19 protein-coding genes and 1 tRNA gene are annotated in these 26,157 nt (G+C 61.7%); 7 read left to right on the top strand and 13 right to left on the bottom strand.

What is annotated here, in order from left to right:
• Positions 1–43: 43 nt before the first annotated feature.
• Positions 44–117: transfer RNA gene (locus HMPREF1484_RS04875), tRNA-Lys, on the top strand.
• Positions 118–967: 850 nt separating this feature from the next.
• Here the strand turns inward: HMPREF1484_RS04875 and potE are convergent.
• Both potE and speC read right to left on the bottom strand, forming a co-directional pair.
• Positions 968–2,374: a putrescine-ornithine antiporter gene (potE, locus tag HMPREF1484_RS04870; protein WP_016663911.1), complete on the bottom strand. Its 1,407-nt coding sequence runs from the start codon at positions 2,372–2,374 to the stop codon at positions 968–970.
• Between the two features lie 69 nt (positions 2,375–2,443).
• Entirely contained in the window at positions 2,444–4,621 is a 2,178-nt protein-coding gene (gene speC, locus HMPREF1484_RS04865) for an ornithine decarboxylase (protein ID WP_016663910.1), read from the bottom strand.
• A 458-nt stretch (positions 4,622–5,079) separates the two neighbouring features.
• Here speC and HMPREF1484_RS04860 point away from each other — a divergent pair, with 458 nt between their 5' ends.
• Both HMPREF1484_RS04860 and HMPREF1484_RS04855 read left to right on the top strand, forming a co-directional pair.
• Positions 5,080–6,591, top strand: a complete 1,512-nt coding sequence (locus HMPREF1484_RS04860; RefSeq protein ID WP_161493672.1) for an MFS transporter — start codon at positions 5,080–5,082, stop codon at positions 6,589–6,591.
• A 50-nt stretch (positions 6,592–6,641) separates the two neighbouring features.
• Positions 6,642–7,631, top strand: coding sequence for an N-acetyltransferase (locus HMPREF1484_RS04855; RefSeq protein ID WP_016663908.1), 990 nt, complete (start codon positions 6,642–6,644; stop codon positions 7,629–7,631).
• Positions 7,632–7,938: 307 nt separating this feature from the next.
• Here HMPREF1484_RS04855 and guaA read toward each other — a convergent pair whose 3' ends face one another.
• The 3 genes from guaA to HMPREF1484_RS04840 are packed head-to-tail and all read right to left on the bottom strand — an operon-like array spanning position 7,939 to position 10,836.
• On the bottom strand, positions 7,939–9,543 hold the full coding sequence (guaA, locus tag HMPREF1484_RS04850; RefSeq protein ID WP_040386466.1) for a glutamine-hydrolyzing GMP synthase: 1,605 nt from the start codon (positions 9,541–9,543) through the stop codon (positions 7,939–7,941).
• A 25-nt stretch (positions 9,544–9,568) separates the two neighbouring features.
• Complete coding sequence (locus HMPREF1484_RS04845) at positions 9,569–9,949, bottom strand: DUF3817 domain-containing protein (RefSeq protein ID WP_016663906.1); 381 nt, start codon at positions 9,947–9,949, stop codon at positions 9,569–9,571.
• A gap of 35 nt (positions 9,950–9,984) precedes the next feature.
• On the bottom strand, positions 9,985–10,836 hold the full coding sequence (locus HMPREF1484_RS04840) for an SURF1 family protein (RefSeq protein WP_016663905.1): 852 nt from the start codon (positions 10,834–10,836) through the stop codon (positions 9,985–9,987).
• A gap of 82 nt (positions 10,837–10,918) precedes the next feature.
• Between HMPREF1484_RS04840 and pta the strand changes: the two genes are divergently transcribed.
• Together pta and HMPREF1484_RS04830 are read left to right on the top strand one after the other, a co-directional pair.
• Positions 10,919–12,979 carry a phosphate acetyltransferase gene (pta, locus tag HMPREF1484_RS04835; RefSeq protein ID WP_051120625.1) on the top strand — a complete coding sequence of 687 codons (2,061 nt, stop codon included), beginning with the start codon at positions 10,919–10,921 and terminating at the stop codon, positions 12,977–12,979.
• A gap of 39 nt (positions 12,980–13,018) precedes the next feature.
• Positions 13,019–14,215 carry an acetate/propionate family kinase gene (locus tag HMPREF1484_RS04830; RefSeq protein WP_016663903.1) on the top strand — a complete coding sequence of 399 codons (1,197 nt, stop codon included), beginning with the start codon at positions 13,019–13,021 and terminating at the stop codon, positions 14,213–14,215.
• A gap of 62 nt (positions 14,216–14,277) precedes the next feature.
• Here HMPREF1484_RS04830 and HMPREF1484_RS04825 read toward each other — a convergent pair whose 3' ends face one another.
• Together HMPREF1484_RS04825 and HMPREF1484_RS04820 are read right to left on the bottom strand one after the other, a co-directional pair.
• A complete protein-coding gene (locus tag HMPREF1484_RS04825; protein WP_016663902.1) occupies positions 14,278–15,390 on the bottom strand; it encodes a GuaB3 family IMP dehydrogenase-related protein in 1,113 nt (370 codons plus the stop codon).
• Positions 15,391–15,400: 10 nt separating this feature from the next.
• A complete protein-coding gene (locus HMPREF1484_RS04820) occupies positions 15,401–16,105 on the bottom strand; it encodes an exonuclease domain-containing protein (RefSeq protein ID WP_016663901.1) in 705 nt (234 codons plus the stop codon).
• 90 nt (positions 16,106–16,195) lie between these two features.
• Between HMPREF1484_RS04820 and HMPREF1484_RS04815 the strand changes: the two genes are divergently transcribed.
• Positions 16,196–19,573 (top strand): ABC transporter ATP-binding protein/permease, encoded by a 3,378-nt coding sequence (locus tag HMPREF1484_RS04815; RefSeq protein WP_016663900.1) that lies wholly within the window; start codon positions 16,196–16,198, stop codon positions 19,571–19,573.
• Between the two features lie 9 nt (positions 19,574–19,582).
• Here HMPREF1484_RS04815 and guaB read toward each other — a convergent pair whose 3' ends face one another.
• The 6 genes from guaB to groES all read right to left on the bottom strand — a co-directional run bounded on the left by guaB (position 19,583) and on the right by groES (position 25,521).
• Complete coding sequence (gene guaB, locus HMPREF1484_RS04810) at positions 19,583–21,079, bottom strand: IMP dehydrogenase (RefSeq protein ID WP_016663899.1); 1,497 nt, start codon at positions 21,077–21,079, stop codon at positions 19,583–19,585.
• 9 nt (positions 21,080–21,088) lie between these two features.
• The gene (locus tag HMPREF1484_RS04805; protein WP_016663898.1) at positions 21,089–21,730 is read right to left on the bottom strand and encodes a hypothetical protein; all 642 of its coding nucleotides are present in this window, start codon (positions 21,728–21,730) and stop codon (positions 21,089–21,091) included.
• A complete protein-coding gene (locus HMPREF1484_RS04800) occupies positions 21,723–22,700 on the bottom strand; it encodes a pseudouridine synthase (RefSeq protein ID WP_016663897.1) in 978 nt (325 codons plus the stop codon). The genes HMPREF1484_RS04805 and HMPREF1484_RS04800 overlap by 8 nt, the downstream gene beginning before the upstream one ends.
• Before the next feature lie 29 nt (positions 22,701–22,729).
• Positions 22,730–23,473 (bottom strand): hypothetical protein, encoded by a 744-nt coding sequence (locus HMPREF1484_RS04795; protein WP_016663896.1) that lies wholly within the window; start codon positions 23,471–23,473, stop codon positions 22,730–22,732.
• Positions 23,474–23,627: 154 nt separating this feature from the next.
• Positions 23,628–25,214, bottom strand: a complete 1,587-nt coding sequence (groL, locus tag HMPREF1484_RS04785; protein WP_016663895.1) for a chaperonin GroEL — start codon at positions 25,212–25,214, stop codon at positions 23,628–23,630.
• Between the two features lie 10 nt (positions 25,215–25,224).
• Complete coding sequence (gene groES, locus HMPREF1484_RS04780) at positions 25,225–25,521, bottom strand: co-chaperone GroES (protein ID WP_016663894.1); 297 nt, start codon at positions 25,519–25,521, stop codon at positions 25,225–25,227.
• Positions 25,522–25,960: 439 nt separating this feature from the next.
• On the opposite strand from groES, the gene HMPREF1484_RS11540 reads away from it, so the two are divergent.
• A complete protein-coding gene (locus HMPREF1484_RS11540) occupies positions 25,961–26,134 on the top strand; it encodes a hypothetical protein (protein WP_016663893.1) in 174 nt (57 codons plus the stop codon).
• Positions 26,135–26,157 lie beyond the last annotated feature (23 nt).

Below are 26,157 nucleotides of genomic sequence, written 5' to 3'. Positions count from 1 at the left end.
AAGCGTAGAAATAGCCGCAGACTTCTGCTATAGTTGGATAATCGCGCCATTAGCTCAGTTGGTTAGAGCAACTGACTCTTAATCAGTGGGTCCGGGGTTCGAATCCCTGATGGCGCACGGTAATCCCCACCTTCCCAGGTGGGGATTACTTTATGTTGGCTACCCACCGACCCGTGGACGCCTCACACGTATTCGAAAGCCACATCCCTATGCTTGCTCATCGATAGTGTTCTGTTGGCACAACGCTTGATCTTCACAACGAAACCAAAGACTAGAGTTTCTCACTATTGCCCCGAGGCTCAATGCCATCACTTCACTTCCGCCAACACTAGCTATTTCAAGACAGAAGAACGTTCAAGACGTTTGCGGAATCGCGCGAACTACTACCGCAGCGACGTTGTGGCAGTCCGCTCGGACGCAGGGGACTACAGCCGCCTGGCTCCTGTATGGACCATTCGCACTTGATTGCATACGGCAGTCATCGACCAGGAGTCACCTCCGGTGGAGCATTTTGGACGCCCCACGATTCTATTGCTGTTTTGCATGTCAACAGCGTCCCTGAGGATCTGGCACACTACACAAACTTAGTACTTCGTCTAGTTTCGGCAACCTGAATGGCTTAGAAGTCCACCTGGACACCAGAGAATCTTGAACTCTGCTGACAAATCACATTCATTCACTAACAGCTAGTGACGCCGATGCCAAATGCCTTCGCATTCGATCACAGCGACCTGCGCACACCGCTGGCGACGGTCTCCTGTTCTGCCCGTTCCAATCCCGTCCGTAAGGGGGGGTAGCACCTCGTGTCGTTTTAGCAAAGAACGAAGGGTGAGCACACCCAAAAGCCAGGCACAAAAAACCGCCCCGCTTACAGGAGCTATTAGCAAGCGGGGCGGTAGTTAGTTATATGGGTTCAGTCCTGACACTCATATAGAGCCGGGAACGAACCCGTTAGGCTCAAGCTAGATCAGGCCGACGCTGGGTTAAGGCCGGAGTTGGTTTGCTTAGCCTGTTCAATCTCTTCGTGGGCTTTGGCATCGTCGCCCTTGCCCCCGTCAAGCAGTCGCGGAGCGAGGACACCGAAGAGGGTCCAACCGAAGAAGGTGACAAGCGCTCCACCCATCATGGCCTGCTCGCCAGCGGTGAAGAGGGAGTAGAGCGAGTAGAGAGCCGCAATAAATGCGAGCACGTTCACTGCGCGTGCCTTGCCTGCAGGAACTCCAGAACGCTTCTGCAGAATCTTGACCGCACCCATAGAAAGGAGGTAGGGAATCAGGTTGGTGATAACTGCAAGGTTGACAAGCACCTCGAACTGTTCAGCAAGGCTCGGGCTCATCGTGAAGAACGAGAGGAGAGTCTGCAGACCGGTGATGATGCACATACCGATGATCGGCGCGCCAGCTTTGGTCACGTGGTTGAAGATCCTAGGCAGCTGCCCAACCTTCGCCATCGAGCGGGCAACTTCCGCAATGGTGAACTGCCAGCCGAGGAGCGAGCCGAAGCAGGCAATAACCATGAGTGCAGTGATGATGCGTCCAACAACCGGGTTGAACATGTGTGCGAAGGCAAGGCCGAACGGACCGTTCGATGCAGCGAGCTCCTCGTGGTTGACGATGCCGGCGACAACGTTGGTCGAAAGGATGTACATAACTGCAGCACCGAGAGTACCGCCCATAACCGCGATAGGAACGTTCTTCTCGGGATTTTCAACGGCATCGGAGTTCGCAGAAGCGGACTCGAGACCGAGGAAGGCCCAAAGGGTCATTGCGATCGAGGACGAAACTGCCTTGAAGAACCCAAGGTCATGCGGGTTCCAGGCGGCGGCCCATGTGGACGGCGAGAACCAGAACCAGCCGATGATGCAAATGCCGAGCACCGGTGCGATAACGCCCCAAACGGTGATGGAGCCGATCTTGCCAGTGATGCTGGCACCACCGAAGTTGAGCACGGTTGCAAGCCACATGGTGGCGATGGCAAGACCACCCACGATAAGGGGACCATTGCTCATGCCTGAAGTATCGATATCGAAGAGCGTGAGGCCGTAGCCAACAGCCGAAATCGCGATCGCGATGTTCGCAATACCGAGCGAAAGAATGTAGGTGTAGTTGGCCATGAACGAGCCGGACTTACCGAAAGCATATTCGGCGTAGCCGCCCATGCCACCGGCGTTTCGACTGTAACGACCAAGCTTTGCAAAGCAGTACGCGAGAATCGTCGCACCGCCGGCGGTGACAATCCAAGAAAGGATCGAGATTGTGCCGATCTGAGCAAGCTTCGTAGGAAGCATGATAATGCCGGAGCCCATCATGTTAACCATCGTGAGGATGGTCAACTGCACAACTCCCATTTTCTTTTGAACTGGTTTATCGTTCATGTTTCAATTCTCCATAGTCTAGGGGCGGAGCCGCGGGACCGCCGCGGCCCCACCCCTTTGACAAATTAATTAGTTTTTGACCACGTACGCGTATGCACGCGTAGAGCCGTCGTCTTCATTCACCATGTGCACACCCTGGAGCTCCGGTGCGAAGCCGGGAAGCACATTGATGCCCTCTTCAAGGGTGAGGAAGTACTTGAGCTGGGCACCACCCCATACCTCACCGGGAACAACACAAATGATGCCCGGGGGGTAAGGCAATGCGCCCTCGGTTGCGATTCGACCCTCTGCCTCACTGAGCGGGATGAGTTCAACATCCCCCGCAATAAGGGCGGTGTTCGCATCTCGTGCACTCATTTCGCTCTTCGGCAGGGTCTCTTCACGGAACATTGCTCGCTGAAGTTTCGCGACCTCACGCTCTTTATAGAAGTCGTGCATCTCCTGGCAAAGCTGGCGAATGGTGTAGCCGCGGTAGCGCTCTTCGTTTTCAGCATAAACGCGCGGGAGCACCTCGGCCAACGGTACATCCTCGTCCAGCATTTGTTCAAACTGAACAAGTGCAGCAACCAGTTCCTGCATCTTCGGCAGAGTTTCTGCGGGCGTGATGAGGAAGAGGATTGTATTGAGGTCACACTTTTCAGGAATGATACCGAGCGTACGCAGGTAGTTAGCGAGGATATTGACCGGAACGCCAAAGTCCTCATACTCGTAACCGTCCTCAGTGTTACGAACACCGGGAGTTGTGAGAAGGAACTTCATCGGGTCGATGAAGTACTGGCCTTCGCGGTACGAGGGGAATCCATGCCAAGTTTCGCCCGGCTTGAACTCGAAGTACTCACGGCTCGCCATGATTTCTTCGGTCGGAGTGTCTTCCCACTTAACACCGTTAACGGTCGGCGGGAGGAACGGACGAATGTACTTGCATTCCTTCAGGATCATCTTGCGGGCTTCAATCGAAACCCTGAGCGCCTCAGCCCAAAGTTTTTCACCAGAGCCATCTGCGTGGATGCGTGCGTTAACGTCGAGTGACGCATACATCGGGTAGAACGGGCTCGTGGAGGCATGCATCATGTATGCATTGTTGAAGCGATCGGAATCGCAGTAACGAGCCTGGTCCTTGATGTGGTTGTCCTTCTTGTGGATCTGCGAAGCCTGCGAGAAGCCCGCCATACCCTTGTGGACAGACTGGGTCACGATAATGCCGGGGTCGTTCTCTTTGAGGTCAAGAAGCATCGGCGAGGACTGCTTCATGATCGGGATCCACTGCTCGTAGCCAACCCATGCGGAGTCGAACAGGACGTAGTCGCAAAGGTGACCGATCTTATCAATGACACGGCGAGCGTTGTAGATGGTGCCGTCGTAGGTGCCGAGCTGGAACACGGCGAGGCGAACGGGTCGCTCGGCCTTGGCACGCTCGGGATCGACCTTCGCGACACGCTCGCGGATGTAGGCTTCGTCGAAGCAGTGCGCGTCGATACCACCGATGAGACCGAACGCATTTCGCTCGGTTTCAAGGTAGACAGGCTTAGCATCGGCCATGACGAGGCTGCCATGGTGAACCGACTTGTGGTTGTTGCGGTCGAACAGGACGACATCTCCCGGCGCAAGGAGAGCGTTCAGAACAACCTTGTTGGATGAAGAGGTGCCGTTCAGGACGAACCAAGTGTCGTCAGCGTGGAAAACTTCAGCTGCACGTTCGAGAGCTTCTTCGGGGGCACCTTCGTGAATCAGAAGGTCGCCAAGCGCGACGTCCGAACTGGAAAGGTCAGTGCGGAAAAGGTTTTCGCCATAAAATTCAAAAAACCGGCGACCTGTGGGGTGCCGGCGGAAGTACTGACCGCCGTGGTGGCCAGGACTCGGGAAGTTCGAGTTGCCAAGGTCACGGTAGTCAACCAGAGCTTCGAAGAACGGGGGGAGAATTTCGCGGTCGTAACGGCGAGCAAATTTCTCAACCTTACGTGCGAAATAATCGCTCTGAATGCGGTCTTTGGTGATCACATCATCGATTTCACCCTTACCGATAAGATCTTTACGGTCGGCCGAGACACACGCAATAACCGGGAGACCCCAGCCGAGTTCTACAATCTCTTTGCCTTTACCGTCTTGAACATCCTCTTCGGACAGCACGACCACAGCAGCATCGGTGAGGTCAGTTTCGCTAAGAGCAACTACCTGGCGTTCAGTTGGGAACCAACGTTTATAACTTTCAGCGAGCGAGTCGCTAACAACTACGTTTCCGTGTTTCACTTCAATCCCTCGGCAGAGCCGGGGCCCTTTCTAACGATACGGATATACTGCATTGTTCAACCTTTCACCTAGAGGGCTACCCAGCCCGGGTTCTAGGTCTCAAGGCCTAGTGAAATCCTCACATAGATGACACCCGAGCACCAGGACACTGGTCCCGCAAAATGGACAAAGTTGACAGCCGCCGCCCCAAATCTGCTTCCGCGCCCTCATGTGCCGTCCATGTCACCCACTGGGACCGCTAGTAAAGGTCATCGACCGCCGTCGGGAACGCCTCCGCGCAGATGCTCGAGTCGCCAGCCCTGAGAGGTGGTCCACCACACACCCCAATAACGATGTTCCCCACACTTGCGGGCCAAGCAGTCACGCGTCAGATATACTGGATCCATAAACTAAAGATTTAAAGACGGTGTATAGAAATGTCGTGGAGAGCGCGCTGGGCTGCCCTAGCTGTCGTTCTGTTGCCAGTTTTCCTGATCAGTATCGATGTCACGGTTCTGAGCATCTCGCTCCCGGGCATCTCGCAGGATCTCCATCCGTCGGCAAACGAACTTCTGTGGATCGTCGATTCGTACTCGTTTGTGCTCGCGTGCCTGCTCATTGTGATGGGCAAGTTCGGTGACAGTTTCGGGCGGCTTCGTCTTTTGATGTGGGGCTCTGCCCTCTTCGGCGCGGCCTCTGTTTTGTCGGGCTTTAGTACGTCACCGCTCATGCTGATCGTGGGCCGTTCCCTCCAGGGACTCGGCGGCGCGACCCTCATGCCGTCGACGCTCGGCATGATCCGCCACATTTTCCAGAAGCGTTCGGAGAGGCGTCTCGCGCTCGCACTGTGGTCGGCAGCTTTCTCTAGCGGTAGCGCGATTGGCCCGCTTCTCGGCGGCATTTTGCTCGAGGTCGCCAACTGGCGGTACGTGTTCTTTATTAACGTGCCGATCGTGATCGTGTTCGTCATCCTCGCGAAGCTCTACGTTCCCGAATCAGAACTCGAGGAAGCCGAGCGCATCGACCTTCTCTCCCCCGTGCTGCTGATCGCGTCGATCTTTGCGCTCGTGCTGAGCTTCAAGCTTCTCATTGATGATTTCGCGATCTGGCAGGTAGGGCTCTTGGTCGCTGGTGCGGCGGGTCTCGCGCTCTTTTGGCGTCGCCAGTACGTTGTTGCGAACCCGATTCTCGACGTGGATGTGGTCTCGGAGCCGACGTTCCGCTCGGCAACACTCATTAACGGCATCGCGTACTTCATCACGATTGGCACACTGTTCTTCTTCCCGCAGTACCTCATGGTTGTTTCGGGACTTTCGCCGATCGAGGCGGGCCTTTGGGCACTTCCGATGGTTGTGGCGACGATTCTCGGCGCACTCATCTCCCCGGTCTTTGCGCGAAAGTTCCGGTCGAACCAGCTCGTGGCTCTCGGCCTTTTCACGTGCGGTATGGGCTGCCTTTCGGTGCCGCTGCTCGTGACCGTCCACTTCAACCCCTTCTTCTACTTCCTGTGCACGTTCCTCATCGGTCTTGGAATCGGGTTCTCGGAACCGCTCACGAACGATACGATTCTGTCGTCGGCCCCGGATAAGGAGGCCGGCTCCGTTTCGGCGATTTCCGAAACGGCGTACGAGCTTGGCGGGGCGCTGGGCACTGCGGTTCTTGGTGGCGTGGGGATGCTCGCTTATCGCCTCTCCCTGTCCTCGCGTGAAGCTGGTCTGGGTATTTCGGATCAAGTGCTTGAGGAGGCAAAGCAGACGATCGGTTCGGCGGCGGTACTGGCCGAGCCCGGCAATTCTGCGAATCCGGATATGGCCTGGAGTCTTGCAAAGGCATCGTTCGTTGATGGGCAGAATGCCGCGATGTATCTCGCTGGCATTGCGGCCTTTGCCGCGACCATTATTGCGTTGCGTGGCATGCGCGCCGAACTGCATTTGAGGCTTCAGGACAAGCTCGGCGCAAAACCCCCGCAAGAGTCCCCTGACCTGCAGTAATGGACTTTTCAACACAGTTTTGGTGCAGGTTTTTGCTCTAGGCTAAAGCCATGGCTTTCGTCGATACTCCCACCCCCGCCGATTACCCCGCTATCGCCTTTATTGCGAGGGATCTTTTGCGCGCCTCTGATCCTTCTGAGGTATTCGACGGCACCGATCTCATCAACACGATTGAGGCGGGACACCCCGCGATGGTGGTTCGCGAATCACGCGGTTCTGGCGAGGAACCGGCACCGGTGGTGGCGTACGCGATGGTGCACGATCACGCTCGGGGTCGCATCGATGCGAAGTGGGCGGTGCGTCGTGGCGATGAGTTCTATATCGCGCATGCCGCGCGCTGCCTGGAGTGGATCGAGAAGCAGGCCCGCATGCTTGGCGAGAAGCGCGGCGAGGAGGGCTTCGTGATCGTCACGGAGGTCGGCCCGGGCGATTTTATCCGCGCGGAGGCTCTCGCTGACGCCGGCTTTGCAAAAGCGCGCACCTGGGTGGTGATGGACCAGGACATCCCCGCGCGTGTGCAAGAAATCAGGGAGCGGGAGTCCGACGCTTCCTTGGCTCCCCGCGTAGCTGCGAATGTTCGCGTTCGCACTCTTGCCGACGTTGAGGATCGCCGCGCGGCCCACGCTGCCCTCGAGCATGCTTTTGAGGATCACTTCAATCATTTCGAGGAGAGCTTCGACGAGTGGTGCGAGCGCACGGATCTGTATGCGCATCACGAGTGGGACCGCGACCTTTTGGCTGAGCTCGTTCCCGCGGATGGTTCGGCACCGATGGTGATCGGCACGCTCATGACGTCGTGGCTTCCCGAGTCGAAGACGGCCCACGTGGAGTATCTCGGCGTGACGCGCGAGGGTCGCGGTAAGGGAGCGGCACATGCGCTGCTCGATGCGTTCTACCTGCTTGCCATGGAACATGGCTATGGCCGGGGCGAGCTTTTTGTGGACGCCGATTCTCCCACGGGGGCAAATCTCGCCTACGAGAAAATGAATTGGCGCCAGGATTTCCTCAAAGAGACGTGGCACAAGGAAATCACTCTCTAGTCCCTCGCACCGCCCCACCTTTACCCGCGGCAACCCTCTCACCCCGCGGCCGTCTTCTTCCCTGCGGAAGTGGTGAAAAACGGCGTCAGAGGCCCAGATATCAACGTGAGGTGGCGATTTTTCACCACCTTCGAGAAGAGACGGGGGAAAGTGGGCAACGAGACGACCCCCGGTAGCCTAGGGACCCGGAGCCAAGGAAAGTCAGCTACTAGGCTCCCCATTTAGCTGGCTGGGGGAAAGGCCGGTTCCACTGAGGTGTTGTAAAGGGCCCGCTCCCCAAAGGAGCGGACCCTTTACTACCGCGGGATCACTCCCACTCGATCGTGCCCGGCGGCTTGCTCGTCACATCGAGGGTGACGCGGTTAATGCCATCAACCTCGTTCGTGATGCGCGTCGAGATCTTCGACAGAACATCGTAGGGAACCTTCGCCCAGTCGGCGGTCATTGCGTCGTCCGACGTCACCGGTCGAAGAACTATGGGGTGGCCGTAGGTGCGGTGATCGCCCTGCACGCCAACGGAGCGCACGTCGGCGAGGAGCACGACGGGGCACTGCCAAATGTCGCGGTCGAGGCCAGCGAGGGTCATCTCTTCGCGCGCGATAGCATCGGCGGCGCGAAGCGTGTCGAGTCGCTCTTTCGTGATCTCGCCGATGATGCGAATGCCGAGGCCCGGGCCGGGGAAAGGCTGGCGCCACACGATTTCGTCGGGCAGGCCGAGCTGGGTGCCGACGGTGCGCACTTCATCCTTGAAAAGCTGGCGAAGCGGCTCCACAAGTTCGAAGGTCAAATCGTCGGGAAGCCCACCGACGTTGTGGTGGCTCTTGATGTTGGAGGCACCATCGCCGCCACCGGACTCAACGACGTCCGGGTACAGGGTGCCCTGCACGAGGAAGGCTTTGCGGCGGGCCTGGTCGCCATCAACAACACCCTGCTCGCGCAGAATGTCTTCCTGCGCCTGCTCGAATACACGGATGAACTCACGGCCGATGATCTTGCGTTTTTGCTCGGGGTCGGTGACGCCCGCGAGCGCGGTGAGGAAGCGCTCTTCGGCATCGACCACGACAAGCTTCGCGCCGCCCGTTGAACCGCTGAAGGCGCGCTCAATTTCTTCGGATTCGCGAAGGCGCATGAGGCCGTGGTTGACGTACACGCACGTGAGGCGATCGCCGATCGCACGCTGCACGAGCGCAGCGGCGACGGCGGAGTCGACGCCGCCGCTCAGGGCGCAGATGGCGGTGCCGTCTTCGCCGATCTGGGCGCGGATCAGCTCGACCTGTTCGTCGATGACGTTGGACATCGTCCATTCGGGCTTGATGCCGGCGCCGCGGTAGAGGAAGCTCTCGAGGATTTCTTGGCCGCGTTCGGAGTGCTTGACTTCGGGGTGCCACTGGACGCCGAAGATGCGCCGTTCGCGATTCTCGAATGCGGCAACGGGCGAGCCCGCCGAAACGGCGATCACGTCGAAGCCTTCGGGGGCTTCGTGAACGCTGTCGCCGTGGCTCATCCACACGTTCTGGTGGAGATCCTGGCCCGCGAGCAGAACGGAATCGTCCTGGATTTCAGTGAGCAGGGTCGCGCCGTACTCGCGGGTGCCCGTGGGGGCGACTGTCCCGCCGAGGGCCTGCGCGATTGCCTGGAAGCCGTAGCACAGGCCGAGCACCGGAATACCCGCCTCGAGGAGAGCGGGGTCGAGTTTCGGGGCGCCGTCGGCATACACGGAGCTGGGGCCGCCGGAGAGGATGAGTGCTTTGGGGTTCTTCGCGAGGATTTCGCTCGCGCTCATCGAGTTCGGGACGACCTCGGAGTAGATGTTCGCTTCGCGGACCCGACGCGCGATGAGCTGCGCGTATTGCGCACCAAAATCGACGACGAGGACCGGGTCTTGCTGGGTGCTGAGCTGGTTGTCGTTCATCACGCTCTCCATCCTAATGCGCGTACTACTGGTCCGCTGCATCGCCGAGTGTGGGGCGCTCGGCGAGATCGCGCTCGACTTTGGCGTGAGTCCAGCGCTCGCCGAAGAAGCTCAGCACGGGGATCACGCCGAAGAACATGAGCAGGAGCATCCGCTCGAGGCCCCAGCGCATTTTGCTCCACAAGTCGAAGGCGAGCACGACGTAAATCATGTAGATGAGGCCGTGGATGGGGCTCCACGTCTTTGAAATCGTCGCCCACAGATCGCTCTGGCCGCCGTACACGAGGTAGCGCATGATCATGATCGCGACGAGCACGAGCAGGGCGATACCTTCCACGATCGAGGCGACCCGGAAGCGGGCCATCGACGTGCGAATTTGAGTGTCATTGAGCGGCTTGCGAGCCACGGGGCCTCCTTGCGGCATGGTTGGGGCGGTGGCGGCTAGTCCGAGCTTTCGCCGGCGAGCCGCGATTCGAGTTCGAGCCTACGCTCAGCCTGCTCGTCAAGGTAGGTGGAGCGCACGCTTCGCCACCAGATGTAGAGGAAAAACACGCCGAAGAGGATCCACTGGAGCATGTATCCGAAGTTTTGGAGGTTGAGGCCACTCGTGAAGCTCGACTGTGCGGCGGGAAGCGGCCCGAGGTCACGCCACGCGTCCGCAGCGGTTGCGCTCGCACCGTCGGACTCCCCTGGCCCGGCCATGTACTGACGCGCCTCGTTCGTGAGGGCCCCGTACCCGGCGAGCATGGGCCCCTCCCATACGTTCACGAGCAGGGTGGAGGAAAGCGTTCCGACGGTCGCCACACCCCCGTCATCCTCGCGGCGCACGGTGCCGCTCGCCTCCTCGGAGGCCTCGAGGCGCACGACTATTGTGCGCGCTCCGGCGGGCGGCTCGGGAAGGGTGTCCCATTCGCTCGAGGGGACGGTTGTGTAACCGCGCGCGACGGGGATGGATGTGCCGCGAAGCGGCCCTTGAGTGATGCGCGCGTTTGTGACAACGACGGCGGCCTCGTGGCCGTCGATCTCGCGGCCGGGCACGAGCACTTGCTCCGAAGGCACGAACTCCCCCGTGAATGACGCGAGGCGACCCTGGACCGCGTTTGTGACAGGCGCGTTCGCGTCCATGAGCTCCTCGATCGGGACGGGCGCGGCGGATGTCGTTTCGTCGCGGGCCTCGAGGGCTCGCGTTGCTCGCTCGAACTGCCAGTTCGCGAGGAGACCGCAGACGAGGGTCGCTGTTGCCATGAGGGCCAGTAGGCCCAGGAACTTGGGGCGGAGAGCGACGCGAAGCATTCCTTAAGTGTAGGCGTGAGATTGAGCGAGTGGGCCCTCGGTTCCCGGGCAGCGTCCAACTCCTCGCCCTATCCTAGAAAACGTGTCTCACAGTGTGTATGTAACCTCGTCAGAAGGACGCTCCGGCAAATCCACCGTTGCCCTCGGCCTCCTTGAAGCCCTCGTCGCTACGTCAGAGAACGTCGCCGTGTTCCGGCCGATTATTGATTCGCGCCACGAGCGTGACGCCGCCGTTGAACTCCTTACTTCGCACCCGGGCATTAGCCAGGGCTACGACGAAGCACTCGGCGTCACCTACGACCTCGTGAACTCCAATCCTGAGAAGGCGCAGGAAGAGATCATGCGCCGCTATCAGGAGCTGCGCGAGAAGTATCAAGCGGTGCTCGTTCTCGGTTCTGATTACAACGGTCTCGCAAACCCCACCGAGCTCGCCTTCAACGCTTCTGTGGCCGCGAACATCGGCGCTCCGGTGGTGCTGGTCGTAAGCTCGCGCCGCCGCGATCCACAGCAGGCCGCAACGGTCGCCCAGATCGCCTTCCACGAGTTCGCCCAGAACCACGCGACCCCCGTCGCCGTCGTTATCAACCGCGCCGCGGACGAGGACCTGCCCGCAACCCGCGAAGAGATCGCGAAGGTTCTTCCGGAAGGCGTGATCACCGCTGCCCTTCCCGAATCGGACATCGTGTACTCGCCGAGCGTGAACGCTATCAAGGACGCTGTGAACGGCACGGTCGTCCAGGGTGCGCCTGAGCTTCTCGAGCGCGTTGCGCTCGACATCGTCGTAGCCGCGATGGGGCTGCCGAACGTGCTCAAGAACCTCCACGAATCGAGCACCGTGATCGCCCCCGGTGACCGGCACGATCTCATCCAGGGCATCCTCATGTCACAGCAGTCGGGCACGTTCCCGTCGCTCAGCTCGCTCGTGCTCACGGGCGGTTACGACCTTCCCGAGGAAATCAAAGCCCTCGGCACGGGCGACCTGCCGATCATCGTGACAGAGGAAAACACCTTCGAGGCCGCCGTTGCCGCGAGCAATATCGACGGCAAGCTCACCTCGACGCCGCAAAAGATCGATGCGGCCCGCCGCCTCGTCGCCGAAAATTTTGCAATGACCGACCTCATTTCGGCACTCAACCTCGCAAAGAGCGACGTGGTGACCCCGATGATGTTCCAGTTCGACCTGATTGCCCGCGCGCAGGGTGAGAAGAAGACGATCGTGCTTCCCGAGGGCGATGAGCCGCGCATCATCGCAGCCGCCGAAGCGATCCTCAGCCGCGGCGTTGCAAACCTCGTGCTGCTGGGAGACGAAACCGCGATCCGCCAGAAGGCTGCACAGCTCGGCCACGACATCGCCGAAGCCCGCATCGTATCCCCGCACGATGAAGAGCTCGTCGAGAAGTTTGCCGAAGAGTTTGCGCGTCTTCGCGCAAAGAAGGGCGTGACCCTCGATCAGGCGCGCGACGCGGTACAGGACGTCTCCTACTTCGGCACGATGATGGTCCACATGGGGTATGCCGATGGCATGGTCTCGGGCGCCGTGAATTCCACCGCCCACACGATCCGCCCCGCGCTTCAGATCATCAAGACGAAGCCGGGCGCGAAGGTCGTCTCCTCCGTGTTCCTCATGGCGCTCGAGGACCGCGTCCTCGTGTACGGCGACTGCGCCGTGAACCCTGACCCGACCGCCGAGCAGCTCGCCGACATCGCTGCTCAGTCCGCCGCAACGGCAGAGCAGTTCGGCGTGGACCCGCGGATTGCGATGCTCTCGTACTCGACGGGCACGAGCGGTTCGGGGGCCGACGTCGACAAGGTACGCGAAGCGACCGCGCTCGTGAAGGAAAACCACCCCGACCTGAACGTCGAGGGCCCGATCCAGTACGACGCCGCCGTGGACGCCTCGGTTGCCAAGACCAAGCTTCCCGATTCGGCCGTCGCAGGCCGCGCGACCGTGTTCGTGTTCCCCGACCTCAACACCGGTAACAACACGTACAAGGCAGTGCAGCGCTCCGCCGGAGCGATCGCGATCGGCCCCGTCCTGCAAGGACTCAACAAGCCCGTGAACGACCTTTCGCGCGGCGCGCTCGTCGAGGACATCATCAACACCGTCGTGATCACCGCGATCCAGGCGCAGAACCAGAACTGACGGGCGAAGAGCCCCTTCTTGACTACGAACGGAGAAACCGTGACCAACAGCAACGTTCTCGTGATTAACTCGGGTTCGAGCTCGATTAAATTCCAGCTCATCGACCCGACCTCGAATCACGTGACTGCCTCCGGCATCGTCGAGCGCATCACGCTGCCCACGGGCAACGCGTCGATCGAAGCCGGAGACAAGGAAGAAACGTGGGAGGGTTCGATCCCCGATCACGTTAAGGGCATGCAGGTCGTCGAGGAGCTCTTCGCGAAGGTTGGCGTTGAGCTGACCGAGGAAACCGTGAGCGCCGTTGGCCACCGCATTGTCCAGGGCGGCGCGGTGTTCCCCGAAGCCACCCTCGTGACCGACGAGGTCCGCGACCAGATCCACGAACTCGGTGCCCTCGCGCCGCTGCACAACTACGCGGCGGTGGACGGCATCAACGGTGCACGCGCGCTCCTGCCGAACCTTCCCCACGTCGTCGTCTTCGACACGTCGTTCTTCACGCAGCTTCCGCCCGAGGCATACACGTATGCGATCAACAAGGAGGTCGCCGAGCAGTACAAGATTCGCCGCTACGGCGCGCACGGTACCTCCCACGAGTTCATTTCCTCTCGCGTGCCGGGCTTCCTCGGCCGCGAAGGCGAGGACCTCCGCCAGATCGTCCTGCACCTCGGCAATGGCGCTTCTGCCTCCGCCGTCAAGAACGGCAAGCCCGTTGATACCTCGATGGGTCTCACCCCGCTCGAGGGCCTCGTCATGGGCACCCGCTCAGGCGACATCGACCCGTCGGTGTACGCGCTCCTCAGCCGCCAGGCCGGCATGGATCCCGCCGAGGTTGACACGCTTCTCAACAAGAAGTCCGGTCTCATGGGCCAGCTCGGCATGAGCGACTTCCGCGACATTTCCGCCGCCGTGGAGGCTGGCGACGAAGCCGCGAAGCTCACGCTCGGTATGTGGGCTCACCGCGTCAAGAAGTACGTGGGTGCGTACGCGTTCATCCTCGGTGGGCTCGATGTCATCACGTTCACCGCGGGCATCGGCGAGAACGCTTCGCTTGCCCGCTCGAGCGCCCTCGAGGGTCTCGAGGAGTTCGGGATCATCCTCGACGAGGAAGCAAACGCCCAGCGTAAGAAGGAACCGTGGATCATCTCGGCGCCTGAATCGAAGGTCACCGTTGTCGTGTACCCCACGAACGAAGAGCTCGCGATCGCGCAGCAGACCCTCGAGGTTGCACGCGGCTAACGATTACCGCACAGAAAGTGGGGCTCGCCGACAATGGCGAGCCCCATTTTTCGTGGAGGGTATCAGCGAGTCGTGACGACCTCGACGCGCTGGAACTCCTTGAGGTCCGTGTAGCCGGTCGTCGCCATCGCGTGGCGAAGCGCGCCGACGAGGTTCGTGGTGCCATCGGCAGAAAGGCCGGGGCCGAACAGGATCTGCTCGAGTGGCGCGACCTGGCCGACCTCGACACGGTGCCCGCGCGGCATCGTTGGGTGGTGTGCCTCGCTGCCCCAGTGAAAGCCGCCGCCGGGGGCCTCCGTGGCTCGTGCGAGCGCGGCACCGACCATGAGACCGTCGGCCCCGCACGCGATAGCCTTCACGATGTCACCGCTGCGACCGAGGCCACCGTCGGCGATCACGTGCACGTAGCGGCCGCCCGATTCGTCCATGTAGTCCCTGCGGGCCGCGGCGACATCCGCGACGGCAGAGGCGAGCGGCACGGAAATACCGAGGGTCTCCCACGTGGTTTGGCTCGCGCCGCCACCGAAGCCCACGAGAACGCCCGCCGCCCCCGTGCGCATGAGGTGAAGGGCCGCGGTGTAGGTTGCGCACCCGCCCACGATGACGGGGACGTCAAGCTCGTAGATGAAGCGCTTGAGGTTGAGCGGCTCGCGGTTGCCCGAGACGTGCTCGGCGCTCACGGTGGTGCCGCGGATGAAGAAGATGTCGACGCCCGCATCGACGACGCTCTTCCAGTGTTCCTGCGTGCGCTGCGGCGAGAGGGAACCGGCCGCGACCACTCCAGCTTCGCGTAGCTGCGTGATGCGCTCACGGATGAGGCCCGGCTTGATCGGCTCCGAGTAGATCTCGCGGATGCGGTGGTGAACATCCTTCGGGTCGAGGCGCGCAATCTCCTCCAGGAGCGGCGTGGGGTTCTCGTAGCGAGTCCACAGGCCCTCGAGATCGAGCACACCAAGCCCGCCGAATTGGCCGAGTTGGATCGCCGTTTCGGGGCTCATCACGGAATCCATGGGGGCCGCGAAGATCGGGATGTCGAAGTGGTAGGCATCGACCTGCCACGAGGTTGAGACATCCTCCGGGTCCCGCGTGCGGCGGGAGGGCACCACGGCTACATCGTCGAGGCCGTAGGTGCGACGGCCTCGCTTATTGCGTCCAATTTCGATTTCGTTCTGCACGGTTCCCAGTCTACAGAGGCCATACGGGATTGACGTCTGGTGTTTTGCCCTGCCGCTTGAGATAGTCGATGAAGTTATCGGCCCATGCACGGTGGAGCTCGATTTGCTTCTTGTGCAGCTCGGCGAGATCGCTTTCGGCAATGACCGTGTGCTTCTTCGCCATGGCGCGCAGAACATCGAGGGTCATGGATACATCGACATCTGCCGTATGCATATTGCCTTCCGGCTCCTCGATCCCGTACACCTCCATGAGGGTCGAGAGGTTGCGCTTGCCCTTGCGGTAGCGATCCAACCCGCGATCGAGCACGAGCGGATCGACGACAGGCGCGATCGCGCGGCCGAGGCGATCCTCGATCGTGGGCAGGCCGTTGCGGCTCAGCTCCGCTTCGATGATCGAAAGATCGAAGCCGCCGTTAAACGCGACGATCGGAGCGCCCTGCTCAAGGCACTCAACGATGCGCACCGCTATTTCCTCGAGGGCGGGCGCGGGCTCCATGCCGTAGGCGCGCGCGTGTTCCGTGGAGATGCCGTGCACGCGCGAGGCCTGCTCGGGAATCTCCACGCCCGGGTTGATGAGCCACGTCGCGACAGTTTCGCCCTCGCGGCCCGGCCCCGTGGAGAACACGAGGGCTGCGGTCACGATGCGATCATTCGCGGTATCCGTGCCGGTGGTTTCCGTATCAAAGCCCAGCATCGGGCCGTCAATCCAACTCATGTCACAAGCCTACGTCGGGGTGGGACATTTAAACGTGGCCGGCCGTAGGATGAGGAAAGACCCCCTTCGCGCGAGCAACCATGGAGAGCCGTGCTCGAACTGCACAACATCACCAAGTCCTACACGACGGGCACCTTTACCCAGGTCGCACTTGCCGGCGTGAGCGTCGCGTTTCGTGACAACGAGTTCGTCGCGATCCTTGGGCAGTCCGGCTCCGGAAAAACCACGATGCTCAACGTTGTGGGAGGACTCGATCACTTCGATTCCGGCGACCTCGTGATCGACGGTATCTCCACGAAGAACTTCAAGGACCGCGACTGGGATCGCTACCGCAACAACCGCATCGGTTTCGTTTTCCAGAGCTACAACCTCATCCCCCACCAGAGTGTCCTTGCGAACGTTGAGCTCGCTCTCACGCTCTCGGGCGTCGGGCGGTCCGAGCGCCGCGAACGCGCCCTCGATGCCCTCGCCAAAGTGGGCCTTGGCGAACACGTGCACAAGAAACCGAGTCAGCTTTCCGGCGGGCAAATGCAGCGAGTCGCTATTGCACGCGCCCTCATCAACGACCCCGAGATTCTTCTTGCCGACGAGCCCACGGGTGCCCTCGACTCCGCCACGTCCGTGCAGGTCATGGACCTTCTTCGCGAGGTCGCGAGCGATCGCCTCGTCATCATGGTCACTCACAACCCCGAGCTCGCCCACGAATACGCAACCCGCGTCGTCGAGTTTGCCGACGGCAACGTCGTAGGTGATTCCGATCCCTTCGACCCGGCCCTCGAGGAGACGCGCGAAGCGAAGCCCACGCGCAACACGCGCATGGGGCCGCTCACGGCACTAATGCTCAGCTTCAACAATCTCATGACGAAAAAGGGCCGCACGATCATGACCTCGTTCGCGGGCTCGATCGGCATCATCGGTATCGCCGCGATTCTCGCGCTCGCGAACGGCGTCAACAGCTACATCGCCAAAACCGAGGAAAACGCTCTCGCGAACTACCCTCTCAGCATCCAGAAGACGGGGGTTTCGATGGAATCGGGACTCGCGAACGCCAAGCCCAAAGGCGAAGAAAAAGCGAACACGGTCCGCGCCGTTGAGATGTACACGCGCTCCATGAACTCGACGAGCACCAACGATCTCGCTTCCCTCAAGAAGTATTTCGACGCCAACGGAGGAGGAATCAACTCCTACGTCAAGGCGATCGAATACTCGTATGCAGCCGAACCCCAGATCTACGCGCTCGGCACCGACAAACCCGTGCAGGTCCATCCTGAACAGGCGTTTTCTCAATACTCGGGAGGCTTCTCGCTCAGCCCCGCGAGCGCAATGTTCTCGATGGACGCCTTCCGTCAGCTTCCCGAAAACACCGCGCTCTACACCTCGAAATACCGGGTCCTCGACGGCCGCTGGCCAACAAACGCGCACGAACTCGTGCTCGTTCTCGACGAAAACGGCGAGATGCCCGATCTATACGAGTACACACTCGGCCTCAAGGACCACGCGAAACTCGACGAAATGATGGAGAACACGCAGGCTGGCCGGGCATCGGGAGATTCCGACGGCACCTCGGGAGACAAGAACTCCACAAAACCGGGCGAGTACACCTTCGACCAGATCATCGGCACCGAGTTCTCGCGCGTCAACGCCTTCGAGACCTACACCCACAACGACGACACCGGCACGTGGATCGACCGCAGCGGCGATGCCGACTTCATGCGCGAGAAAATCGAAAAAGGCGAGCGCCTCACGATCGTCGGCATCGTGCGCCCCAACGAAGGCGAGGACATGGGCGCGCTCCAGCAGGGCATCTCCTACCTCCCCGCCCTCACGGACCAGGTCATTACCGAAGCTGCCCAGTCGGAGATCGTCCACGAGCAGCGGGCGCATCCCGATGTCGACGTTTTCACCGGAAAGACATTCGACGAACTCAAAAACGACGATCAGGGCGACGACTTCGATATGAGCTCCCTGTTTACGGTCGACCAGGAGAAGATCCGCGGCGCATTCCAGATCGACGAGTCGAAGCTCCAGATGGACCTCAGCGGCCTCGATCTCAGCTCGATGCCCGCTCCGAACTTCGATCCGGGCGCACTCGATATGAGCGACCTTGATCTTTCGAGCCTCGACCCGGGCGCGGCAGCCGTCGGAAGCCCGAACGTAAACGTGGGGGATCTCGACCTTGCCGATCTCACGGCCCGCTACCCTCAGCTCGCCGATATCGACCTCCCAGGGGTTCTTGCGAAAGCACTTGAGGGCGAGGTGGTCCGGCCGGGCGCCGGCGAGTACCTCAGCGGTGAAGCGGGTGCGCTCGTCCAGGGTTTCCAGGCATATTACGCGGCCCATGCCGATTCCGACGGCGACCAGATTCCCGATCGGGACACGGCCGAAGTGGTGCTCGACTATCTCCAAACCGACGAGGTCCGCGCGAAAATCGAGGAGATTTCGAACTCCGACCAGGTCGTCAATCGGGAACTTCTCGAGCAACAACTCTCCGACGCTCTCGGTGAGGACCCGGCGCTCCAGGAGATTTCCTCGGCGGTCAGCAACGATCTCTCGAGCGCCATCGCCGAGCAGCTTTCCACCCAGCTCGGCGGCGCGCTCGCCAGCCAAATCCAGAACACGATCGGCGAGTATATGACGACCGCGATCGGCTCCATGATGCAGGAATACATGAGCGCCCTCCAGGGCGAGATTGAACGCCAGATCAATGACGCGATGTCCACGATGGGCGAGAATTTCGCGAATGCCATGAGCGTCGATCCGGAGAAATTCGCCGATGCGTTCGAGATGAACATGGACAAGGAAGAACTCGCTGCGTTCATGTCGACGATGGTGTCGACGCGCGCGGCAAGCTACGAGGACAATCTCGAAAAGCTCGGCTGGGCTGATCGCACGAGTCCCGATCAAGTCGATATTTACCCGGCGAGTTTCAAGGACAAGGACAAGGTCAAGGCCATTCTCGACTCCTACAACGCGCAGGCCAAGGCGCGGGGCGAGAAGAAAAAGGAGATTGTCTACACCGACATGGTGGGGATGCTCATGAGCTCGGTGACGAGCATTATCAACGTGATCACGTGGATGCTCATCGCCTTCGTGTCGATCTCGCTCGTGGTCTCGTCGATCATGATCGCGATCATCACCTACATTTCCGTGCTTGAGCGGCGCAAGGAAATCGGCATCCTGCGCGCGGTGGGTGCCTCCAAGGCCGACGTCCGGCACGTGTTCAATGCGGAAACCGTGATCGAGGGGTTGCTTGCGGGCCTCATGGGCGTGGGGGTCACCCTGCTGCTGTGCATTCCTGCCAACATCATCGTCGAGCAAAAATTCGACGTCGAGAACATTGCGAGCCTCCCGCCGCTCGCGGGAGTGATCCTCGTGGGAATCTCGGTGGTGCTCACCGTACTGGCGGGCGTGATCCCCTCGGGCAGGGCGGCGCGACAGGACCCGGTCGAGGCCCTGCGCGCCGAGTAGCCCCAGGCCTTAGCGGGCGCGGTAGTTCGGCGCCTCGACGATCTGCGCCATGTCGTGCGGGTGTGATTCCTTGAGACCCGCCGCCGTGATGCGCACGAACTTGCCGCGCTCCTTGAGCTCCGGAATCGTGTGCGCCCCCACGTAGAACATCGACTGTGCGAGGCCGCCCGTCAGCTGGTGCACGACGGTGCCGAGCGCGCCCTTGTAGGCGACAGTTCCCTCGATGCCCTCGGGCACGATCTTGTCGTCGGTCTCGACATCTGCCTGGAAATAGCGGTCCTTCGAGAAGGACTTCTTGCCGCGCGAAGCCATCGCGCCGAGCGAGCCCATGCCGCGGTAGCTCTTGAACTGCTTGCCGTTCATAAGGATCACCTCGCCGGGCGACTCGGCGGTGCCCGCCAGGAGCGAGCCGAGCATCACGGTATCGGCACCGGCAACGAGAGCCTTCGCGATGTCACCCGAGTACTGCAGGCCACCATCGCCAATGAGGGGAACACCCGCGCTCTTGCATGCCTTCGAGGCTTCATAAATGGCCGTGACCTGCGGGACGCCAACGCCGGCGACGACGCGAGTCGTACAGATCGAGCCCGGGCCCACGCCAACCTTGACGGCATCCACGCCCGCGTCAATCAGGGCCTGGGCACCTTCGCGGGTTGCGACGTTACCGCCGATGATCTGAACGCCGTCAAAGGCCTTATCAGCCTTGAGTCGGCGAATCATGTCGAGGGCGAGGCGCGCGTGACCATTCGCGGTGTCGACCACGAGCACGTCGACGCCCGCGTCGCGCAGCGCACCGGCGCGCTCGTAGGAATCGCCAAAGAAGCCCACGCCCGCGCCGATCAGCAGGCGCCCCTCGGCGTCCTTCGAGGCATTCGGGAACTGCTCGCTCTTGACGAAGTCCTTGACGGTGATGAGGCCCGTGAGCGTCCCGTTCTCGTCGACCAGGGGAAGGCGTTCGCGCTTGTGCTTGCGCAGCAGCGCCGTTGCCTCCTCGCGGCTCACGTCGGTGGGTGCCGTGTACACCTCGCGGGTCATGACGTCCGCAACCTTCGTGCTCGCCCACTCGGCGACGGGAATGAAGCGCAGGTCGCGGTTCGTGCAGATACCGAGAAGCTTCCCGTGTTCATCGACGACGGGCAGGCCCGAAACTCGGTAGTTGCCGCACGTCGCATCGAAGTCCTCGAGAGTCGCCTCCGGACCGATGGTCACGGGATTCGGGATGCGACCGGTCTGGGTACGCTTCACGAGGTCGACCTGGTGGGCCTGATCCTCAATCGAAAGGTTGCGGTGGAGGATGCCAATACCGCCGAGGCGCGCCATCGCAATCGCCATGCGAGCCTCGGTCACGGTATCCATCGCGGCGGAGGCGAGGGGCACCCTCAAGCTAATCTCGCGCGTGAGGCGCGAGGTCGTATCAACATCGCTGGGAATGACGTCCGTCTCCCCGGGGAGAAGCAGCACGTCGTCGTAGGTAAGGCCAACAAAACCGAAGGGATCATTCGTCATGATCCAACCTTAGCGCCGCCTCCTTGCCAGTTGCTTCCTGCGCGCATCAAATGCTTCGAGAAACACGTGCGGATCCTCGAATTCGCCGCGCCATGCCATCCCGTACTTCTTCGCAAGAGCGCGGTTCTCCCAGGACTTTCGCGCGGCTCGATCGCGCGCGAGCAACTGCGGGCGAGATACCCCCTCCCCCGCAAATACCCTCCGCTCGAATTCGGCGATTCCCTCGTAACTGCGGTCGTCCCAGCCGCTATAGGGGATGAGCAAGCGTCGGGCCCCCTCCCCCGCCTCCAGCGCCGTGACACCCTGGGGCCGAAAGTCCGGAACCACCGCCTGGACGTGCGCGACCGCAAGATGCTGCCGGCCCCGACGGACCTCGCCCGCAACCGGGTCCCACCAGGTAGTCCTGTGCACGCACGCGAGCACGGCGAGCAGAAGCAGCGCGAGCAGGGCCCAGCCCGCACACCACGCAAGCGGGAGCGACACAAACCATGGCCAACCGCTGATGCGCCCCACATACAGGCCCGTGACCGGAAGGAACAGCGCGGCAAGGAGCGGCGCCCCCCACTTGAGCCACGGCACTAGGCGCGCGACAAAGGTCGGGCCGAGCGCGATCCGGCCACCTTTCACACGCGGCTCAACGCGCTCAGTCATCTCCCGGCACCTCCGGCGGCCACCACTCGAACCGACGCTCCCTGCCCGTCACCGGATCAGTGAACGCCATGAGCACGCTCCACAGGGCGAGAGGCTCACTCACGTCCCGTCGTGACCGCTCCCCCGTCGCGGGATCGGGCGGGGGCGCGGGATACAGTTCGTCCCCCACAATCGGCAGGCCCACGTGTGCAAGGTGCACGCGCAGCTGGTGGGTGCGGCCCGTATGCGGTACCAGGCTCACGAGACTCCGACGGCTCTCCGCCTCACGCCGCATCATCCGCACGCTCGTCCACGCCTCTTTCCCATGCGGGTCAATGTGCGCCCAGAGATCACCGTGCCGTTTCGCGATGGGTTCGCGGATCTCGATCGGGCCGCGCTCGAGTTCGGCAAGCGTCGTCCCCTCCCCCGACACCCACGCCACGTACCGCTTTTGCACTTCCCCGCGCGCGAAGAGCTGCTGGTAGGCGCCCCGCTCCTGCGGAATCTTCGAGAGCACGAGGATCCCGCCGGTCTGCTTATCGAGCCGATGAATCGGCGAGAGATCGGGAAGCCCATGCGCGACTCGTAGTCGCACGAGGGCACTGCGGCGAATGTGCTCGCCGCGCGGAATGCTCGCCATCGTGCGCGGCTTCGCGACCACGAGCAGATGCCCGTCCTCGTACACGATCGGAATCTCGGCCGGCTCGAAAGGTTCCGGCGCGAGCTCCCGGTGGAAAAATACTTCGCGCGCACGCATCATCGGCTCCTGGGCTGACCACGCGGCGCCATGCTGGTCCACGACCTCGCCCTCGGCGAAACGCGCACCGAGGTCACGCGCCTCAGGCGAACCGAGCGCAGGGAATCGGTCCAGCAGCACCTCGCCTACCGGACGGCCCACCTCGCGTGGCGCCGCCACCACCCTCACGGCATCGAGCCCAGCCCTCTGCGGCAAAGGCGGGCGGGCAAAACGCTTCGTACGGCGGGCAGGCATGGCTCCATTGTGCCAAGGAACCGGTGGCTTCAGATCCCCCAGATCATGAAGGTCAGCACATTGTGCGCGGCGTAGAACGCGACAATCGCGAGCACGAACATGTTCGGGTGACGATCGATGACCGTCAGCGAGCCGGGCATCATGCGGGCAAGCTCACCGGGGCGCGCATGATCAATATGGTCGATCCTGACGCCGTGAGCCTCGGCTTCGCGCACGAGAATCGACTGCGCCCGCGTGCCGTAAAACGCGCCCGAGAGGTTCGCCACGCGGCTCGTACTCGAGCGCATGATGAGGGCAGCATCGAACGCATCGACCTCGGACTCCACGGGGTCACGAGGCTCTTTGCCGCGGTAGATGTCGCGCACGAGCCAAATTCCCGAAAGCGCACTCCAGCGCGCCGAACGCGGGATGCGGAAGAGCCCTCGAACCTTGATCCGATCGTCATGAAGGATCACGCACTGGCTGACAATGCGCAGCACCCCGATGAGCGCAAGAGCCACGACACCGAACCACACGTAAAGCGGCAGGGTGAACCAGTGATCGCGAAACAGTCGCGCATCACTCCAGAGGCCCTGACCGATGAAACTGATGCCCACGAGAAATTCAAGAAGAACCGTGAACACGATCGCCGCAAGGAGCGAGGCGCTCATGGCCGCGGGGCTCGGCCGCATAACAATCCTGTGCGCCTTGCCGTTGTGTCTCGTCGTCACATCCTGCGTGGGGCGCTCACCCCTGGGCGTGCTGCGCGATGGTGAGTGGAACACTGCGCTCATGCGATCCCCTCTCACTCTCGCGAGTTTCGGCAGTTCGGGCTTCGGTGTGCGTGGGCGCGCGCGGCGCGTTGTGGGTGCACTCCGCTAAGAATACGCCCCGCTTCTCGAGAAACCTCAAGGAGCGGGGCGCGTGAGATGGGGGGCCGACGATTGACTACTCTTCGTCGTCCTCGCGCTTGTCGACGACGAGGGTCTCGGTCGTCAGAACGAGGCCCGCGATCGAGGCGGCGTGGCGCAGGGCGCTGCGCGTCACCTTGACCGGGTCGATGATGCCAGCGTCGACGAGGTCGACGTATTCGCCGGTCGCAGCGTTGAGGCCGGTGCCCACCGGGGACTCCTTGACCTTCTCGACTACGACGTAGCCCTCTTCACCGGCGTTCTCGGCGATCCAGCGCAGCGGCTCGGCAACGGCCTTGGCGACGGCGCGAACGCCGACGGCCTCGTCACCCTCGAGCCCGAGATCATCGGCGAGGACGGTCGCGGCCTGGACGATGGCCGAGCCACCGCCAGCGACGATGCCCTCTTCGATCGCGGCACGCGTTGCGGCGACCGCGTCTTCGATGCGCATCTTCTTTTCCTTGAGCTCGACCTCGGTGTGCGCGCCAACCTTGATGACGGACACGCCGCCCGAGAGCTTCGCGAGGCGCTCCTGGAGCTTCTCGCGGTCCCACTCGGAATCGGTGTTCTCAATTTCTGCCTTGATCTGCTGGACGCGATCGGACACGGCTTCGACATCACCGGCGCCGCCCACGATGGTCGTGTTGTCCTTCGTGATGACAACACGCTGTGCGGTGCCGAGCTGGCTGAGCTCGGTCGTCTTGAGGTCGAGGCCGAGATCCGGCGTGATGACCTCAGCGCCCGTGAGGATCGCGATGTCCTGCATCATGGCCTTGCGGCGGTCGCCGAAGGCAGGAGCCTTTACAGCGGCGCCCTTGAAGGAGCCGCGCAGCTTCGAGACCACGAGGGTTGCGAGGGCTTCGCCCTCGACGTCCTCGGCAATCACGAAGAGGGGCTTGCCGGACTCCACAACCTTCTCGAGCACGGGCAGGAACTCCTGCACGTTCGAGATCTTGCCCTGGTTAATGAGCACGTAGGCGTCTTCGAGAACGACTTCCTGGCGGTCAGCGTCGGTCACGAAGTGCGGGGAGATGAAGCCCTTGTCGAACTGCATGCCCTCGGTGAAGTCGAGCTCGAGCGCCGTCGTCGAGGACTCCTCGACCGTGATGACGCCGTCCTTGCCAACCTTGTCGAATGCCTCGGCAAGGAGCTCACCGATCTCGGCATCCTGCGACGACACGGTCGCGACGGAAGCGGTCTGCTCCTTCGAATCGATGTCGATCGCGATCTCGCCGAGCTTCTCGCTGAGGGCCTCGACAGCCTTCTCCATGCCGCGCTTGAGCGCCGCGGGGGCGGCACCCGAAGCAACGTTGCGCAGGCCCTCGTGCACGAGCGCCTGGGCGAGAACGGTTGCGGTCGTCGTGCCGTCGCCAGCAACGTCATTGGTCTTGGTCGCGACTTCCTTCGCGAGCTGAGCGCCGAGATCCTCGTAAGGATCATCGAGCTCGACCTCGCGAGCGATCGTCACGCCGTCGTTCGTGATGGTGGGGGCGCCCCACTTCTTGTCGAGGACGACGTTGCGGCCCTTGGGGCCAAGCGTCACCTTGACGGTGTCCGCGAGCTTGTCGACGCCGCGCTCAAGCGCGCGACGCGCCTCCTCGTCGTAAATGATTTCTTTTGCCACGGTGCGCCTTTCAGCCTTCGATGATTGCGAGAACGTCGCGCTGGCTCAGAACGAGGTATTCCTCGGAGCCGTACTTCAGCTCGGTGCCGCCGTACTTCGAGAAGACGACCTTGTCACCAACCTTGACGTCCATGGGGATGCGAGCACCCTTGTCGTCGAAGCGGCCTTCGCCAACGGCGACGACCTCGCCCTCCTGGGGCTTTTCCTTGGCAGTGTCGGGGATGATCAGGCCCGAAGCAGTCACCTGCTCGGCTTCGAGCGGGCGGACGACGACACGGTCCTCGAGGGGCTTAATGGAGACCGACATGCGACCTCACTCCTTCTTTAATCAATGTGAAGTTGACGGGTGTGCCACGGTGGGATGCTCGTCGTCGCGGTGCCGAGCAACCCGGCGCACCTTTGGCACTCTCACGCTGAGACTGCCAACGGATCAAGACTAGTGTGCCCGTTAGCACTCGTCAAAGCTGAGTGCCAGCTTTACGCGGAGCGCAAACCCCCACAACTCCTATGCAATTCAGGTGGGTGGGATTCGGGTCAAAACGGGGCCTAGGTCCCATAAGCCCGCGGCTCCTACGTCACATATCCGGCATACCGGAACCCGGGTTCCATATCACACGGTCCACCCTAGCGCGACTTTGTGTCCACTTCATAAGATTGAAACACGTGAGAAACCAGCGGTGGAGAGCGCTCTACCGCCACTTTTCGCGCACAAATTAGGTACCACCGGTAGTGAGGACACACCCAAAATGACCATCATCCGCTCAATCTTCAAGACCTTCGAAAACCTCGCCGATCACATGGTTGGACAGGACGTCGAAAGACACAACACGGTTCACAAGAACCGACTTGGCGGCGACTTCGCGGCAATCGCACAGGCCCGGAGCAGCCAGGGCTCGACAACCCTCGGTCTCGGCCGCTAAATCCCCCAACCTCACCTACCGAA

Source organism: Dermabacter sp. HFH0086 (genome assembly GCF_000413375.1).
In the GTDB taxonomy this organism is placed as follows: Bacteria; Actinomycetota; Actinomycetes; order Actinomycetales; family Dermabacteraceae; genus Dermabacter; species Dermabacter hominis.
The sequence above is the reverse complement of the archived record's forward strand: the minus strand, read 5'-3'. Positions and strand labels throughout refer to the sequence as shown.

What these genes read in the sequence shown, in the direction of transcription:
- potE (WP_016663911.1), bottom strand. Translation starts at nt 2,374, where the DNA reads ATGAACGATAAACCAGTTCAAAAGAAAATGGGAGTTGTGCAGTTGACC.
- HMPREF1484_RS04855 (WP_016663908.1), top strand. Translation starts at nt 6,642, where the DNA reads ATGGCTTTCGTCGATACTCCCACCCCCGCCGATTACCCCGCTATCGCC.
- guaA (WP_040386466.1), bottom strand. Translation starts at nt 9,543, where the DNA reads ATGAACGACAACCAGCTCAGCACCCAGCAAGACCCGGTCCTCGTCGTC.
- HMPREF1484_RS04840 (WP_016663905.1), bottom strand. Translation starts at nt 10,836, where the DNA reads ATGCTTCGCGTCGCTCTCCGCCCCAAGTTCCTGGGCCTACTGGCCCTC.
- HMPREF1484_RS04820 (WP_016663901.1), bottom strand. Translation starts at nt 16,105, where the DNA reads ATGAGTTGGATTGACGGCCCGATGCTGGGCTTTGATACGGAAACCACC.
- guaB (WP_016663899.1), bottom strand. Translation starts at nt 21,079, where the DNA reads ATGACGAATGATCCCTTCGGTTTTGTTGGCCTTACCTACGACGACGTG.
- HMPREF1484_RS04805 (WP_016663898.1), bottom strand. Translation starts at nt 21,730, where the DNA reads ATGACTGAGCGCGTTGAGCCGCGTGTGAAAGGTGGCCGGATCGCGCTC.
- HMPREF1484_RS04800 (WP_016663897.1), bottom strand. Translation starts at nt 22,700, where the DNA reads ATGCCTGCCCGCCGTACGAAGCGTTTTGCCCGCCCGCCTTTGCCGCAG.
- HMPREF1484_RS04795 (WP_016663896.1), bottom strand. Translation starts at nt 23,473, where the DNA reads ATGAGCGCAGTGTTCCACTCACCATCGCGCAGCACGCCCAGGGGTGAG.
- groES (WP_016663894.1), bottom strand. Translation starts at nt 25,521, where the DNA reads ATGTCGGTCTCCATTAAGCCCCTCGAGGACCGTGTCGTCGTCCGCCCG.
- HMPREF1484_RS11540 (WP_016663893.1), top strand. Translation starts at nt 25,961, where the DNA reads ATGACCATCATCCGCTCAATCTTCAAGACCTTCGAAAACCTCGCCGAT.